This is a genomic window from Streptomyces sp. NBC_01454 (assembly GCF_036227565.1).
Lineage (GTDB): Bacteria > Actinomycetota > Actinomycetes > Streptomycetales > Streptomycetaceae > Streptomyces.
This window is the reverse complement of the sequence record NZ_CP109460.1, coordinates 4,944,569-4,959,962: the sequence shown is the minus strand read 5'-3', so window position 1 is coordinate 4,959,962 and position 15,394 is coordinate 4,944,569. Positions and strand designations below refer to the sequence as shown.

Genomic DNA, 15,394 nt, shown 5'->3' with positions numbered 1-15,394 from the left:
AGCGGCGAACGGCAGCGGGACGGGGCGAAGCCCGCGTGGACGACCTCAACTGCCTCGACGCACCGTCAACTTCGGCTACGGGGCGGCCTGAAGGACTTCTGAGTGCCCCTCACACGGCGCCCGCGACCCGGCTCGGCACCGACGGCGGTGCACGGCGGCCCGGCGCAACGCACGGGAGCCCAGGCGCATCGCGGCGCCTCGGTCAACTGCCGTACGGCGCACCCGGCGTCCGCGCCCGGGAGCGCGAACCCGCTTGCCGTTGCCCCGGATACCCGGCCGCTTCCCGTGGTCGAACGGGGAAGGCGCACAGCAATTTGCGATGCAGTTGACGCTTCACCCAAAATCGCCTTTTGGGTGGTGCCCGGAGCCGGACTTGAACCGGCACGGCCCGTAGGCCAGCGAGGTTTAAGCTCGCCGTGTCTGCATTCCACCATCCGGGCCTGGGATCCCCCATGCCACCTCAAAGAGGGCAGCACGAGCGTAGCCCGCAGCGCACGGCACAGTTCGGCCGCTCTTCCCGAGGTTGTCTTATTTTATTGGCAACTGAGTGAGCATCAGCGCCCGGTACAGGCCCTCGGCACATGCCTGAAGCCTGCTTGCACCGGGAAGCCCCCGGGCGCAAATTCATGCCCGAATTGACGGAAACTCGACGCCCCCTCGGCGCCCCCGTCACGGCGCCGCTCCCGCTCCTCCGGCTGCTGCGGGCGCAGCAGCGTCCTCAGGGCCCGTCTCCTCCCCAGGGATGACCACGGTGCGCACGGCTACGCCCCAGGGGTTGGCCAGGACGGTCACCAGGGTTGACGTCCCGGAGCGGCTCCCTGACCCACGATGGAAATGCCCGCTTCCGCTTCGCGGCAGGCGCCCTCGTGGGCACCGTGCCAGGCACCTCCACCGACAGGAGCTCGTTCCCGTGACCACCACCCACTCCGGCGTATCCCGCGCCCAGCACGCCACCTCGGTGGCTGCCCGCGCCACGGATCTCAGCAAGGTCTACGGACAGGGCGAGACCCAGGTGGTCGCCCTGGACGCGGTCTCCGTCGACTTCCACCAGGCCCAGTTCACCGCGATCATGGGCCCCTCCGGGTCCGGCAAGTCAACGCTGATGCACTGCATGGCCGGGCTGGACTCGATCTCCGGCGGCTCCGCCCGCATCGGCGACACCGAACTGACCGGGCTGAAGGACAAGAAGCTCACCCAGCTCCGGCGCGACAAGATCGGCTTCATCTTCCAGGCGTTCAACCTGCTGCCGACCCTGACCGCCCTGGAGAACATCACGCTGCCCATGGACATCGCAGGCCGTAAGCCGGACCGCGCCTGGCTGAACCGGGTCGTGGAGACCGTCGGCCTCTCCGGCCGCCTCAAGCACCGCCCCAGCCAGCTCTCCGGCGGCCAGCAGCAGCGGGTCGCGGTCGCCCGGGCGCTCGCCTCCCGGCCCGAGATCATCTTCGCCGACGAGCCCACCGGAAACCTCGACTCGCGCTCCGGCGCCGAGGTCCTCGGCTTTCTGCGCAACTCGGTGCGCGAACTGGGCCAGACCGTGGTCATGGTGACCCACGACCCCGTCGCCGCCTCCTACGCGAACCGCGTGGTCTTCCTCGCCGACGGCAAGATCGTCGACGAGATGCCCGATCCGACCGCCGACCTGGTGCTGGAGCGGATGAAGGGCTTCGACAGCAAGCGCCGTACGAGCTGATCAGCAGCCGCCGCCCGCCCTCCGGACCTCTCCTCCAGGACTGAGCCCCATGTTCCGTACCGCCTTGCGCAATGTGCTCGCGCACAAGGCCCGGCTGCTGATGACCGTCCTCGCCGTGATGCTCGGCGTGGCCTTCGTCTCCGGCACCCTGGTCTACACCGACACCCTCTCCACCGCCTTCCGCAACAGCTCTCAGAAGAGCTTCGACGACATCGACGTCGCCCTCACCCCCCAGTCGTCCGACAAGGCCCCGGGCGTCCCGTCCAAGGACCCCCGGCTCGACGGCAAGCTGCTCGACACGGTCGGCCGGGTCCCCGGCGCCGCCTCCGCCACCGGCGTCGTCAACGGCTCCACCGCGGTCGCCGACAAGGACGGCAAGCTGGTCGGCCAGGGCGGCAGCGGCGGCAACTACTTCCCCGGCAAGGACGGCAAGGACGCCCGCTATCCGATGAAGGAAGGCGCCGCCCCCACCCGCGCCGACCAGTTCGCGCTGGACGAGGACACCGCCAAGAAGGCCGGCTACCACGTCGGTGACACCGTCCGGATAGCCGTCGCCGGACCGGTCCACGAGCAGAAGCTGACCGGCATCTTCACCACCGGCGGCGGCCAGGGCATGTCCGGTGGTTCCCTGGCCCTGTTCGACACCAAGACCGCTCAGAAGCTGTTCGGGGTGCCCGGCGGATTCAGCGAGATCGACGTCAAGGCCGCGCCGGGGACGTCCCAGGCCGCGCTGAAGCAGGCGATCGACAAGACGCTGCCCCGGGACGGTGCCACCCTCACCACCGGCAAGGAACTCGCCGACGAGCAGGCCGAGGCCGGCAAGAGCTCGATGGACGCCATGCGGACCGCCCTGCTGGGCTTCGCGGGCGTCGCACTCTTCGTCGGCATCTTCGTCATCGCCAACACCTTCACCATGCTGATCTCCCAGCGCACCAAGGAGCTGGCGCTGCTGCGGGCGGTCGGCGCGAGCCGCCGCCAGGTCACCCGCTCGGTGCTGCTCGAAGCGTTCATGGTCGGTGCGATCGCCGGTGCCTCGGGCATGGTCGCCGGCATCGGCATCGGCGCGGTACTGCGCACGCTGGGCAGTGGCAGCGGCACGGTCCCCGACGGGCCGTTGCAGGTCTCGGCCACCACGGTCCTGATCTCGCTGGGTGTCGGTATCGCCGTGACGGTGCTGTCCGCCTGGCTGCCGGGCCGGCGCGCCGCGAAGATCCCGCCGGTCGCCGCGATGAACAGCGTGCACGCCGCGGCCACCACCAAGTCGCTGGTGGTCCGCAACGTCATCGGCGCGCTCTTCGCCGGCGCCGGTACGGCCGCGGTCCTGGTCGCCGTCTCCCTGGACGACGGCAAGGACACCAGCCGGTACATGATGGGCCTCGGCGGGATGCTGCTGCTGATCGGCGTGTTCGTCCTGACGCCGCTGCTGTCCCGTCCGCTGATCGCGCTGGGCGGGCCGGTCCTGCGCGGCTTCGGTATCGCCGGCCTCCTCGCCCGGCAGAACGCCCTGCGCAATCCGCGCCGTACGGCCGCCACCGCCTCGGCCCTGATGATCGGGCTGACCCTGATCACCGGGATGACGGTGATCGCGGGCAGTGTGCAGCAGGGCATCAGCAAGGTGGCCGCCTCCGCGCTGAAGGCCGACTACTCCATCTCCATGGTCCAAGGACAGGGAGGGAGTCTGCCGCCCAGCGCGGAGAAGGCGGTCAAGGGCGCGGCGGGAGTCTCCGCGGTCACCCCGCTGCGCAAGGACATGGTCCGGGTCGGCACGGGAACGGGCGCGGACAGCAGGACGGTGACCGGCGTGACCGGCGTCGACGGCAAGACGTTCGGCTCGCTCGGCAAACTCGACTTCACCAAGGGATCGCTGGGCAGCCTGCACGGCGACCGGGTGGTCGTGGCCGACTCGACCGCCAAGGAGTACGGCCTGCGGAGCGGCTCACGCTTCCCCGTGACGTTCCCCGACGGCAAGAAGGCCGACCTGACCGTCTCGGGCATCTTCGAGGGCAACCAGATGTTCAACGGCATCATCCTCGACAACGGCACCCTGGCGCCGCACCAGAAGCGCATCACCACCGATCAGCTGCTGGTCAAGATGGACGGCGGCGCCACCGCGGCGCACAAGGACGAGCTGGTGAAGGCGCTCGGCAAGAACCCGGCCCTCACCATCTCGGATAAGCAGGACATCTCAGATGCCGTCTCCAAGCTGTTCACCATCCTGCTGAACATGCTCTACGGCCTGCTGGGCATGGCAGTGGTCGTCGCGGTGCTCGGGGTCGTCAACACCCTGGCGATGTCGGTCTTCGAGCGCTCGCAGGAGATCGGCATGCTGCGGGCGATCGGCCTGGACCGGCGCGGCATCAAGCAGATGGTGCGGCTGGAGTCGCTGATCATCTCGCTCTTCGGCGGGGTGCTCGGCACCGGGCTGGGGGTGTTCCTCGGCTGGGCGGTCGGCAAGCTGATCGAAGGCGGCCTGCCCACCTACGAACTGGTCCTGCCGTGGGGCGAGCTGGCCCTCTTCCTGGGCCTGGCCGGGCTGGTCGGCGTGCTGGCGGCCCTGTGGCCGGCGCTCCGGGCGGCGAGGCTGAACATGCTGGAAGCCATCAAGGCCGAATAGCCGGCCCGGCACGGCCTCCCGGTCCGCCCGCCCGCCCCCTTCCCGGGGAGCGGGCGGGCGGCCGCCGTTTCAGGCGCCGGGTGCGGCCGGGCGCCAGGTACGCGTCCGCAGCGGCTGCCCCGCGTCCCCGGTGTCCGGCGTGCGCACCGCCAGCACCTGGTTGACGCCCAGGCGGTTGCGCTCGAAGGACAGCGCGCACGCGGCCATGTACAGCCGCCACACCCGCGCCCGTCCCGGGGACGTCAGGCGCGCCGCCCGGTCCCAGTGCTCCTCCAGGTTGGCGACCCAGCGCCGCAGCGTCAGCGCGTAGTGCTCACGGATCGCCTCCACGTCCCGGACCTCGAAACCGGCGTCCTCCAGCTGGCCGACGGTCCGGCCGAGCGGGGCCAGTTCACCGTCCGGGAAGACATAGCGGTCGATGAACTCGTCGACCCGGTAGGCGTCCTCGTCCACGACCGGCCGCCGGGCGATCTGGTGGTTGAGCAGCCGCCCGCCGGGCTTGAGCAGGGAGTACAGGGCGTCGGCGTACTCCGCGTACTGCGTCCGGCCGACATGCTCGGCCATCCCGACCGAGGAGATCGCGTCGAACGGCTCGTCGTGGATCTCGCGGTAGTCCTGCACCCGGATCTCGATCCGGTCGGCCAGCCCGGCCTCGGCGATGCGCTTGCGGGCGAAGGTGGCCTGCTCCTCGGAGAGGGTGATGCCGACCGCCCGCACGCCGTACTCACGGGCCGCGTGCAGCACCATCGAGCCCCAGCCGCAGCCCACGTCCAGCAGCCGCTGGCCCTCGCGGAGACCGAGCTTGCGGCAGATCAGGTCGAGCTTGTCCCGCTGGACGTCCTCCAGGGTGGCGGCAGCGCCTCCGGCGGCCTCGCCGGTCTCCCAGTACGCGCAGGAGTAGACCATGGACGGGCCCAGCACCAGGGCGTAGAAGTCGTTGCCGACGTCGTAGTGGTGGCTGATGGCCTCCTTGTCGCGCCGCAGGGTGTGCAGCGGCCCGCGGCGGCGTCTGACCTCTTCCACCGGCGGGGCCGGCGGCACCGGGGCGCCGACCAGGGTCAGCAGCTCGCGGGCGGCGGCGCGGATCTCCGGGCGGGCCAGGGCGCGCAGCACGGCGGCGCGGCGCGATCCTCCGCCGCCGGGGCGTTCCCAGATCAGTCCGGCGAGCAGATCGAGCGCGGCGTAGAGGTCGCCCTCGATGTCGAGGTCACCGGCCACCCAGGCGCGGGCCAGGCCCAGCTCGCCCGGCTTGAACAGCAGCCGGCGCAGCGCGCGGCGATGGCGGATGACGACGGTGGGCGCCCCCGGCGGGCCGGACTCGCTACGGTCCCAGGCGCGGATGCGCACCGGCAGCGGTGCTCCCAGCACCTCCTCGGCGAGCTTGGTGAGCCGTCCAGCGGCGTCGGCCATGTCGCACACCTCCGTGTTGACGAGTCGGGCAAAAAAGTTTCACCCACCACGTAAACGCCAATGGGGCGCCCAGTTAGTCCCGTTCGCACGTAAGAGAACCGCACACTGCCCGCCTTTCGCCAGAGCGGACACGCCAAAGGGCGCCCGCCCCACGGATGGCGGACGCCCTTCGGGCTGGTCGGAGTACCCGACCGGGGATTCAGGAAGCCTTGGCCTTCGCCTTGTCGGCGTCGGCCGCGGCGGCCGGAGCGGGGGCCGGCTTGGCCGCCTCGTAGAACTCCTCGCGGGGGTTCTCCATGGCGCCGAGCGAGACGACCTCGCGCTTGAGGAACATGGCCAGCGTCCAGTCGGCGAAGACCCGGATCTTGCGGTTGTACGTCGGCATCGCCATGCCGTGGTACGCGCGGTGCATGTACCAGGCGAGACGGCCCTTGAGCTTGATCTTCACCTTGCCCATGACGATCATCGCGACGCCCTTGTGCAGGCCCAGACCGGCGACCGCACCCTTGTTGGCGTGGCTGTATTCCTTCTGCGGGAAGCCGCGCATCCCGGACACCACGTTGTCGCCGAGGATCTTGGCCTGCCGCAGCGCGTGCTGCGCGTTCGGCGGGCACCAGGCGTTCGGGTTGCCGGCCTTGCGGCCGACCAGGTCGGGCACCTGCGCGTTGTCGCCGGCGGCCCAGATGTAGTCGGTGCCCTGCACCTGGAGGGTGGCGGCGGCGTCGACGTGGCCGCGCGGGCCGAGCGGCAGACCGAAGCGGGACAGCGCCGGGTTCGGCTTGACGCCCGCGGTCCACACGATGGTGTTGGAGTCGACCTCGAGGCCGTTGTTGAGCTTCACGTGGCCGTCGACGCAGGAGTCCATGCCGGTCTTGAGGTAGACCTCGACGCCACGGCTCTCGAGGTGCTCCTTGCCGTACGCACCGAGCTTGGGACCGACCTCGGGGAGGATCTTGTCGGCGACGTCGACCAGCAGGAAGCGCATGTCCTCGCGCTTCACGTTGTTGTAGTACTTCGCGGCGTCGCGGGCCATGTCCTCGACCTCGCCGACGGTCTCCGCACCGGCGAAGCCGCCGCCGACGAAGACGAAGGTCAACGCCTTGCGGCGGACGTCTTCGTCGGTCGTGGAGTCGGCCTTGTCCAGCTGCTCCAGCACGTGGTTACGCAGGCCGATGGCCTCTTCCACGCCCTTCATACCGATGCCGTTCTCGGCCAGGCCGGGAATCGGGAAGGTACGGGAGACCGCGCCCATCGCGATGACCAGGTAGTCGAAGGGCAGCTCGTACGCCTCGCCGACCAGCGGGGCGATCGTGGCGACCTTGCGGTCCTGATCGATGGTGGTGACCCGACCGGTGAGCACCTCCGCCTTGGGCAGCACACGTCGTAGCGGCACCACGACATGGCGGGGGGAGATGCTGCCGGCTGCAGCTTCAGGGAGGAAGGGCTGGTACGTCATGTACGAGCGCGGGTCGACGACCGTGACGGTCGCCTCGCCGTACCGCATCTGCTTGAGGATGCGGCGTGCCGCGTACAGGCCTACGTACCCACCGCCTACAACGAGGATCCTGGGACGCTCCGTGGTGCTCATGCAATCGAGTATCCACCCCCACATGGGGGGTCGCTCGTGAGCCCCTTCACAAGCATCCGGAGGGCGTCTGCTACACTCCGCCGGCTTCGTGATCGACGCCATAGTTCAAGAGGGAACCACCTTGCCATGGCGGGCGTTGGAGACCCCTATTGATCAGGGATTGTGGGCCGCCGGACGACTGGACCACAGCCTTGGGGCACGCACCGCCAACTCCCCGGGAGCCGCGCATTCTCCGGGCCGCGAGAGCCCAGGACCTTCGAATCAGGGCCGGATGATCAGATTCTTCGCCCAAGGAGCGGTTTTTTCATGTGAAGGATTTCACGAACTTTCTCCGCAGACCCGCCTCCGAAGCCTCCCGGGACCCCGAAAACGCGCCCAGACGGGCAACATGCCCACCCAAAAGGCCCTTCGACGGGGGCCGCCTACCGAGCCTCGCCATCACCCTCAGCGCCGCGCACATCCGCCTGGCGACTCTTGGCTGCACGGCACACCCCCTGTACGGCCCAAGCGTGACTGACGAAGCGAATTTACTGAACATTAAACTAGTTTGGAGGGCCTTGGGAGGCCTGGGGCAGGAGTGACAACTACGGTCGATCCCGCTGCGCCAAGTGTGGCCAGCGCCCGTCAAGTGCATCTCCAGAAAGGACATTTACGTGTCCGAGTGCCCCAACCCCTCCCACCGCAGGAAGCTCCCATTGTCCCGTCGCGGCGTGATCGGCGCCGCTGGGGCGGTGGCCGCCGGTGCCGCGCTGACGCCGGCGGTGTTCGCCTCGACCGACTCCGGCGAGACGGACAACTCCACATCCGGCTCCGGTGATTCCGGTACGACGCCGGGGACGTTCCCGGCCACCCAGACTGCGGCCGCCAGCGGTGGCGTCGAGGCCGTCACAGCCTTCGCCGCCTCCTATGTCGCCGTGCGCTGGGCCGGAACGAAGGACGGCGCCGGTATCCGGTTCGCGGACGGTGACGCCTCCCCGGGCACCTGGCAGCAGGTGACCGGCGGCTGCGCGACCGTCGACGACGGCGGTACGGCACTGGTCGCAGCCGGGAAGGCCACCACGTACGAACTGAAGACCCCCGACGGGGCCAGTGGTTTGCGGTCCCTGGCGATCGACACCACCGACGGCCCGCACCGCACCTTCAAGGTGCCGAGCGACCCCACCCGCCTGCGTGGCGTGCATTACGTCTCCCGCCCCGGCTGGGGCGCCGACGAGTCCAAGCGCTACAAGGACGGAAAGGTCAATTCGCCGGAGAAGTATTACCCGCTGCAGGCGATTGCGGTACACCACACCGACACACCCAACGACGACCCGGACCCAGCGGCCACCATCCGGAGCATCTACGAGTACCACGCGGTCACCCTCGACTGGGGCGACATCGGCTACCACTTCCTCATCGACGAGGACGGCAACATCTACGAGGGCCGCTACTCCGGCGACGACGGCATCCCCGCCTTCCACACCGACGGCGACCTCGTCACCGCCTTCCACACCCTCGGCTACAACTCCGGCAACCTCGGCATCGCCCTCCTCGGCACGCTCGCCGAGAAGGCCCCGACAGACGCGGCGAAGACCTCGCTCATCCGCCTGATCAAGACGATCGCCCGCTTCAAGGGGCTCGATCCGCAGGCGAACATAACCTACGTCAACCCGGTGGACGGCACGAAAAAGGACGTGACGACAGTTACCGGCCACCGCGACTGGCTGACCACCGACTGCCCCGGCGATTCGATGTACGACCTCCTCACCCAGGTCCGCGCGGCCGCCGCACCCTGACCCACGCCAGGCCGCCCGTGCGCCGGGCGCACTTCGGCAGCCGCGCGCGCTGGGTTGCGGGCGCCGCCGTCGCAGCGTGTCGCGCAGGTTCTCTCTCCGAAACCGATGGCCGCGCCGCCGCGAAGCGACGCCGGAGCCGTGGCGTCTTGCCGCCGGGGGTTGCGACCTAGAGGATTACTCAGGCCACATTGCCGCAGGTCAGGGTACCTTCCTGTCCTCCTCGGCAGAGGCCGTTGCCGACCTCTGCCGCACCGTGCTCACCTCAGCCCGCGAGACTCCAGGCGATGCCGTCCAGGATGTCGTGCTCGCTGACGACGACCTCCGCGGCGCCGGTCCGCTCCATGATCGACAGCAGCACGAGCGCGCCCGCGGCGATCACGTCGACCCGGCCCGGGTGCATGACGGGGATCGCCGCGCGCTCGGCATGGGTGGAGGCCAGCATCCGGTCCGTGATCTCGCGGACCGTCGCCAGCGGGATCCGGGAGTGATGAATGGCCTCGGAGTCGTACTGGTCGAGGCCCAGCGCGATCGCGGCGACCGTGGTCACGGAGCCGGCCAGGCCCACGAGGGTGGCGGCCTCGCTCAGCGGGACGGTCTCCTCGGCCCGGTCCAGCGCCGCGGCGATATCGGTCTTGATGGCGCTGATCTGCCCCGGGGTCGGGGGGTCGCTGATGGCGCCCTCGTGCACCAGATGCCGCTCGGTCATCCGTACGCAGCCGACGTCTACCGAGCGCGCGGCGCGCACCGAGTCGCTGCCGAGGACGAACTCGGTCGAGCCGCCGCCGATGTCGACCACCAGGAAGGGCCGCTCCAGGTCCGCGCGGCCGGTGAGCTCCTTGGTGGCGCCGTCGAAGGAGAACTCGGCCTCCTGGTCGCCGGTGATCACCTCGGGCTCCACGCCCAGGATGTCCACCACGCCGCGGACGAAGTCCTCGCGGTTCTCCGCGTCCCGGGAGGCGGAGGTCGCCACGAAGCGGACCTGCTCGGCGCCCAGATCCTTGATCACCGCGGCGTACTCACGGCAGGCCGCGAAGGTGCGCTCCAGCGCCTCGGGCGCCAGCCGTCCGGTGCGGTCCACGCCCTGGCCGAGCCGGACGATCTGCATCCGGCGGTCGAGGTCCTTCAGCTCGCCGGTCGCCGGGTCGCAGTCCGCGACCAGCAGCCGGATGGAGTTCGTACCGCAGTCGATGGCGGCGACCCGCTTCACGTGGCGTCTCCTTCGGGGGCGTCCTGAGCTTCGGTGTCCTGGGCTCCGGTGTCCTGGCAGGGGGTCACGCACGGCCCCTTCTTCCACCACTCCGGGAGCATCGCGAGGGCCTCGTCACCGAGCGGGTTGACGCCCGGCCCGGCGGCCAGCGAGTGACCGACGAGGACATGCAGGCACTTGACCCGGTCGGGCATGCCGCCGGCGCTCGGGAAACCCTGGAGCACCTCGATCGCGTCCCGCCGCCGGATGTAGTCCTCGTGCGCCGCGCGGTAGGCGGCGGCAAGCTCCGGGTCGGCCGCCAGGCGCTCGGACATCTCCTTCATCACGCCGTTGGCCTCCAGCGTGCCGATCGCGGAGGCCGCGCGCGGGCAGGTGAGGTAGTAGAGCGTGGGGAAGGGCGTGCCGTCCTCCAGGCGCGGCGCCGTCTCGACGACATCGGGCCGGCCGCAGGGGCAGCGGTGCGCGATGGCGCGCAGCCCGCGCGGCGGGCGGCCCAGCTGCTCCTTGAAAGCGGCGATGTCCGCGGCGGTGGGCTCGGTGGGCTCGGTCTGGGGCGGGGGGGTGTCCATGTGCGCTTTCGGTGAGGTGAGTGGTGAGCGGGGCGGGCATGCCGTCCCGTATCCGACAGTACGGGGCGGCGCCCGCCGGCGGTACGGGCCCGGCCCTACCGCTTGTCGGCCGAGTCGACGGCGTCCCAGAGATTCTCGTACCAGGGGCGCTGCGCGGCCTGCGGCCCCTTCGGCGCGGAGCCGGTGCCGGAGCCGTCCTGGACGAGGTAGCCGGTCTCGCCCGGCATGACGTAGTGAAGGTGACGGCGGGCCTGCTGACGGACGTACTCCGGGTCCTGCCAGCGGGCCTGCTGCTCGCGCAGCCGCTCCAGGGCGGCGCCGGCGTCCTGCGCGCGGTGGCGCTGGTCGGCGATGTCGGAGCGCTGGGAGACGTACTGCCTTATCGGGTAGGCGAGGGCGACGACCAGCGAGCACATCACCAGGGCCAGCAGGGCGGCGCGGCCGGTGAGGCGGTTGCGGCGGGGCGGGCGGGCACGGTAGACGCGGGCTGCGGCCTGCTCGCCGAGGGCCTTGAGTCGGGTCGCGGTCGAGAACCGGTCCGCGGGCACGTCGTCTCCCCTTCACTGACGGACGCCTGACTGCTGAAGCAGACGCGTCCCCGGCAACGGTACGGGACCGTTGCCGGGGACGTACGGGGTGCTGGGCGGTTGTCTCGCCCGATTAGCCCTCGCCGCCCCGGTCCCCCGGGGCGGCGGGCCGCCGTGGGTCAGCTGCCGTGACGGAACCGCGGGAAGGCGGAGCGGCCGGCGTAGACCGCGGCGTCGTCGAGGATCTCCTCGATGCGCAGCAGCTGGTTGTACTTGGCGACGCGCTCGGAGCGGGCCGGGGCGCCGGTCTTGATCTGGCCGCAGTTGGTGGCGACGGCGAGGTCGGCGATGGTGACGTCCTCGGTCTCGCCGGAGCGGTGCGACATCATGCACTTGAAGCCGTTGCGCTGGGCCAGCTCGACGGCGTCCAGGGTCTCGGTCAGCGAGCCGATCTGGTTGACCTTCACCAGCAGCGCGTTGGCGGAGCCCTCCTCGATGCCGCGGGCGAGGCGCTCGGGGTTGGTGACGAACAGGTCGTCGCCGACGAGCTGCACCTTGGCGCCGAGCTTGTCGGTGATGACCTTCCAGCCGGCCCAGTCGTCCTCGAACAGCGGGTCCTCGATGGAGACCAGCGGGTAGGCCGCGACCAGCTCCTCGTAGTACTCGGTCATCTCGGCGGCCGAGCGGTCCTTGCCCTCGAACTGGTACTTGCCGTCCTTGCAGAACTCGGAGGCGGCGACGTCCAGCGCGAGCGCGATGTCCTGGCCGGGGGCATAGCCGGCCTGCTTGACGGCCTCGAGGATGAGGTCGAGGGCCTCGCGGTTGGAGCCCAGGTTGGGGGCGAAGCCGCCCTCGTCACCGAGGCCGGTGGACAGCCCGCGCTCCTTCAGGACCTTCTTGAGGGTGTGGTAGACCTCGGCGCCCCAGCGCAGCGCCTCGGAGAAGGACTCCGCGCCGATCGGGGCGATCATGAACTCCTGGATGTCCACGTTGGAGTCGGCGTGCGAGCCGCCGTTCAGGATGTTCATCATCGGCACGGGCAGGACGTGCGCGTTCGGGCCGCCGAGGTAGCGGAACAGCGGGAGGTCGCTGGCCTCGGAGGCGGCGTGCGCGACGGCGAGGGAGACGCCGAGGATGGCGTTGGCGCCGAGCGAGCCCTTGTTGTCGGTGGCGTCCAGGTCGAACATGGCCTGGTCGATCAGCCGCTGCTCGGTCGCGTCGTAGCCGACGAGCTCCGGGCCGATCTGCTCGATGACGGCCAGGACGGCCTTCTCCACGCCCTTGCCGAGGTAGCGGTTCGGGTCGCCGTCGCGGAGCTCGACGGCCTCGAAGGCGCCGGTGGAGGCACCGGAGGGCACGGCGGCACGGCCGGTGCTGCCGTCGTCGAGGCCGACCTCGACCTCGACCGTGGGATTACCTCGCGAGTCGAGAATTTCGCGGGCTACGACGACGTCGATGGACGGCACGTTGTCTCCTTCGTGGGTGTCTGGAGTTCTGCAGCACGAGCCTAACGGCCCCGGGCGCGTGAGCTTGCCCTTGGCCCGCTCCGTGGGACGGAATTACGGAAGGAAGAGCCCAAAGGCCCAGTTCACGGGACCTTTGACCGCATTGTTCGCGCACCGGCCAACGCCGCGGAACGGTGCCGGTCAGCGGCTTGCGCCGGCAGTGGATCTCCCCCGGTGCGACCCGAGGTGTGAGAAACCCCGCCGCGGCGCGCTGGGGGGAATGGCGCGCCGGGCGGGGCTGTCTCACGGAGGAAGCGGGCCCGCCGCTCGGGCCGGCAGGAGTTCCGGTGAGGAAACGGCTCAGACGTTGAGCTTCTGGCCCGGCAGGATCAGGTTCGGGTTGCCGCCGATGACCGACTTGTTGGCCTCGTAGACCGACTTCCAGTTGGTGCCGTGGGCCTTGGCGATCTTGGCGAGGGTGTCGCCCGCCTTCACGGTGTAGTTGCCGTGGCCCAGGGACTTGCGCTCGGTGGAGCGCGAGGCACGCTTCTCGGGCGCGGCCGGGGCCTTCTTGGCCTCGGTCTTGGCCTCGGTCTTGCCGGAGTCCTGCTGCGGGGCGGACTTGGTCTGGGAGCCGGAGGTGTCGACGTTCGCGGCGGGGCCGCCGGCGGTCAGGTTGCCGGCACCGGCGCAGGACCAGGCGCCCGGGCCCTGGATGGCGAGGAGCTTCTCGGCGGCGGCGATCTGCTGGCTCTTGGAGGCCTGGTCGGCGCGCGGTGCGTACTGGGTACCGCCGGCGGCGGCCCAGCTGGAGTTCGAGAACTGCAGGCCACCGTAGTAGCCGTTACCGGTGTTGATCGACCAGTTGCCGCCGGACTCGCACTGGGCGACCTTGTCCCAGGTGGAGACCGAGGCGGCGGAGGCGGAGGTGGCGCCCATCAGCGGGACGGCCACGGCCGCACCGGCTATGCCGGCGAGGGTGGCGACGCGGACGGCCTTGGAGGGACGACTGTGCTTGCCTTTGTTGATCAGCATGGTTCGTTCGTTTCCTCACCGACGCCTGCGAGGTGAGCTGTCGGGTTCGGGCTGTGAGTGGCCCGGCCGTGTGCGCATCGCACGTGGCTTCACCCCAAGCCGGTCGCCCGCTTTCACGGGCGGGGCCGGCACTTACCTTGGTTCCCCCGCTCCTGCCTACGGCGCTTGCGCGTCAACTGCCCCCGATCACCGGCAGGATTCGGCGTGTGACCGGAGGGCCCGCTTTGGCGAGCGGTCCTGACGTTAAGCAGCAACCCCCGTGGTGTTCAAACCCCACCATCTGCGCCAAGTTGACCGATTTCGATCACGACTGGGTCACATCTCCGCAGGTGGGGCGCGGTACGCCGGGGCCGGACGGTCCCGGGCCCCCTGAGGTCAACGAGACCCTTGTCTCACTTTCACCAAAGGGGGCAAAGGGGGACGAACTAGCCTGCGTTCTGCCCGAGATCGAGCACCTGGCCCGGCTGGATCAGGTCCGCGTCGGAGCCGATGACGCCCTCGTTGCGGTCGTAGAGGGCGGTCCAGCCGCCGGCCAGCCGGTGGGCCGTGGCGATGGCTGACAGGCTGTCACCCGGGCGCACGGTGTAGTCGCCGTCGGCCGCCGGGCCCGAACGGTGCGCGTCACCGCCGCGCGAGGCCCTGCCGCCGCCGTCACCCTGGCCGTCCCCACTGTTCCAGCTGTCCCCACTGTTCCGGCTGTCCTGACCGTTCCGGCCGTCCTGGCTGCCGTCGCCGCCCTTGTGGTCCGCACCTCCGCGGTGCCTGCCCTGGGCGGGCTTCTCCCGCGGCGTGCCGGTGGTGTCCGGGCGGCTGCCGGCGTCGGACGGGTCGGCGGACGGCGAGGGGTCCTTCTGTCCGTCGCCGGGCGTCGCGGAGCCGGACGGGTCGGGCGTGCCGGACGGGTCGCCGCCGCGGCCGGAGTCCGGGGCGTCGGGCGAGGGCGTCGACCGCGTCGGCTCGTCGGACGGTCCGGTGCCCGTGTCGCCGCCCGGCTCGTCCTGCCCGCCCGTGGCCTCCGAGCCGTCGTGCATGCCGGACGAGCCCCAGGGGTCGGTGGCGTCCCCGTCGTCGGACGGGTCGGGCGCCGGGGTGCCGGTGCTGCCGGGGTTGACCTCCGGCGCGCGGCCGTCCCGGGCCAGCCCGGCGTCCGCCGCACAGCTGGTCCACACCTCCGGGCCGCGGCGGTCGAGGATCGACTGGGCCACCACGATCTGCTGGGCGCGGCTGGCGAGGTCGGGGCGTGAGGCGTAGGCGGAGCCGCCGTAGTTGTCCCACATCTCCTGGGTCAGCTGCAGGCCGCCGTAGTAGCCGTTGCCCGCGGCCGCGCTCCACTCCCCGCCGCTCTCGCACTGGGCGACCTTGTCCCAGGTCGTGGTGTCGGCGGCGTGGGCACCGCTCGCGCCGAGCAGCGGCAGGGCGATGCCGGCGCCGGTCACTCCCGCGGTGACAAAGATGGCCGGTGCCTGACGGGGGCGACGGTGTCGGCCGTTCCCGGAACGCATGCGGATGCCTTTCGCGCGGTGGAGTTGTC

General features: G+C 70.6%; 11 protein-coding genes, 1 tRNA gene and 1 riboswitch. Of the genes, 3 read left to right on the top strand and 9 right to left on the bottom strand.

Features of this window, described 5'->3' with window-relative positions:
- Positions 1–355: 355 nt before the first annotated feature.
- Positions 356–440: transfer RNA gene (locus OIU81_RS22060), tRNA-Leu, on the bottom strand.
- Between the two features lie 470 nt (positions 441–910).
- On the opposite strand from OIU81_RS22060, the gene OIU81_RS22055 reads away from it, so the two are divergent.
- Both OIU81_RS22055 and OIU81_RS22050 read left to right on the top strand, forming a co-directional pair.
- Positions 911–1,693 carry an ABC transporter ATP-binding protein gene (locus OIU81_RS22055; RefSeq protein WP_329150492.1) on the top strand — a complete coding sequence of 261 codons (783 nt, stop codon included), beginning with the start codon at positions 911–913 and terminating at the stop codon, positions 1,691–1,693.
- A gap of 49 nt (positions 1,694–1,742) precedes the next feature.
- The gene (locus tag OIU81_RS22050) at positions 1,743–4,307 is read left to right on the top strand and encodes an ABC transporter permease (protein WP_329150490.1); all 2,565 of its coding nucleotides are present in this window, start codon (positions 1,743–1,745) and stop codon (positions 4,305–4,307) included.
- Positions 4,308–4,376: 69 nt separating this feature from the next.
- Here OIU81_RS22050 and OIU81_RS22045 read toward each other — a convergent pair whose 3' ends face one another.
- Both OIU81_RS22045 and OIU81_RS22040 read right to left on the bottom strand, forming a co-directional pair.
- Positions 4,377–5,717, bottom strand: coding sequence for a cyclopropane-fatty-acyl-phospholipid synthase family protein (locus OIU81_RS22045; RefSeq protein WP_329150488.1), 1,341 nt, complete (start codon positions 5,715–5,717; stop codon positions 4,377–4,379).
- A 199-nt stretch (positions 5,718–5,916) separates the two neighbouring features.
- Positions 5,917–7,305 carry an NAD(P)/FAD-dependent oxidoreductase gene (locus tag OIU81_RS22040; protein ID WP_329150486.1) on the bottom strand — a complete coding sequence of 463 codons (1,389 nt, stop codon included), beginning with the start codon at positions 7,303–7,305 and terminating at the stop codon, positions 5,917–5,919.
- Positions 7,306–8,015: 710 nt separating this feature from the next.
- Here OIU81_RS22040 and OIU81_RS22035 point away from each other — a divergent pair.
- Complete coding sequence (locus tag OIU81_RS22035) at positions 8,016–9,080, top strand: peptidoglycan recognition protein family protein (RefSeq protein ID WP_329150484.1); 1,065 nt, start codon at positions 8,016–8,018, stop codon at positions 9,078–9,080.
- Between the two features lie 262 nt (positions 9,081–9,342).
- Here OIU81_RS22035 and OIU81_RS22030 read toward each other — a convergent pair whose 3' ends face one another.
- The 6 genes from OIU81_RS22030 to OIU81_RS22005 all read right to left on the bottom strand — a co-directional run bounded on the left by OIU81_RS22030 (position 9,343) and on the right by OIU81_RS22005 (position 15,365).
- Positions 9,343–10,287 carry a Ppx/GppA phosphatase family protein gene (locus OIU81_RS22030; protein ID WP_329150482.1) on the bottom strand — a complete coding sequence of 315 codons (945 nt, stop codon included), beginning with the start codon at positions 10,285–10,287 and terminating at the stop codon, positions 9,343–9,345.
- Complete coding sequence (locus OIU81_RS22025; protein WP_329150481.1) at positions 10,284–10,856, bottom strand: DUF501 domain-containing protein; 573 nt, start codon at positions 10,854–10,856, stop codon at positions 10,284–10,286. Before OIU81_RS22025 ends, OIU81_RS22030 begins: the two co-directional genes overlap by 4 nt.
- Positions 10,857–10,951: 95 nt before the next feature.
- Complete coding sequence (locus OIU81_RS22020; RefSeq protein ID WP_329150479.1) at positions 10,952–11,404, bottom strand: FtsB family cell division protein; 453 nt, start codon at positions 11,402–11,404, stop codon at positions 10,952–10,954.
- Between the two features lie 158 nt (positions 11,405–11,562).
- Positions 11,563–12,849 (bottom strand): phosphopyruvate hydratase, encoded by a 1,287-nt coding sequence (gene eno / locus OIU81_RS22015; RefSeq protein ID WP_329150477.1) that lies wholly within the window; start codon positions 12,847–12,849, stop codon positions 11,563–11,565.
- Between the two features lie 339 nt (positions 12,850–13,188).
- Positions 13,189–13,863 carry a transglycosylase family protein gene (locus tag OIU81_RS22010; RefSeq protein WP_329150475.1) on the bottom strand — a complete coding sequence of 225 codons (675 nt, stop codon included), beginning with the start codon at positions 13,861–13,863 and terminating at the stop codon, positions 13,189–13,191.
- A 7-nt stretch (positions 13,864–13,870) separates the two neighbouring features.
- A riboswitch (cyclic di-AMP (ydaO/yuaA leader) is annotated at positions 13,871–14,037 on the bottom strand.
- A gap of 251 nt (positions 14,038–14,288) precedes the next feature.
- Positions 14,289–15,365: a transglycosylase family protein gene (locus OIU81_RS22005; protein ID WP_329150473.1), complete on the bottom strand. Its 1,077-nt coding sequence runs from the start codon at positions 15,363–15,365 to the stop codon at positions 14,289–14,291.
- Positions 15,366–15,394 lie beyond the last annotated feature (29 nt).

What these genes read in the sequence shown, in the direction of transcription:
- OIU81_RS22045 (WP_329150488.1), bottom strand. Translation starts at nt 5,717, where the DNA reads ATGGCCGACGCCGCTGGACGGCTCACCAAGCTCGCCGAGGAGGTGCTG.
- OIU81_RS22010 (WP_329150475.1), bottom strand. Translation starts at nt 13,863, where the DNA reads ATGCTGATCAACAAAGGCAAGCACAGTCGTCCCTCCAAGGCCGTCCGC.
- OIU81_RS22040 (WP_329150486.1), bottom strand. Translation starts at nt 7,305, where the DNA reads ATGAGCACCACGGAGCGTCCCAGGATCCTCGTTGTAGGCGGTGGGTAC.
- OIU81_RS22005 (WP_329150473.1), bottom strand. Translation starts at nt 15,365, where the DNA reads ATGCGTTCCGGGAACGGCCGACACCGTCGCCCCCGTCAGGCACCGGCC.
- OIU81_RS22025 (WP_329150481.1), bottom strand. Translation starts at nt 10,856, where the DNA reads ATGGACACCCCCCCGCCCCAGACCGAGCCCACCGAGCCCACCGCCGCG.
- OIU81_RS22050 (WP_329150490.1), top strand. Translation starts at nt 1,743, where the DNA reads ATGTTCCGTACCGCCTTGCGCAATGTGCTCGCGCACAAGGCCCGGCTG.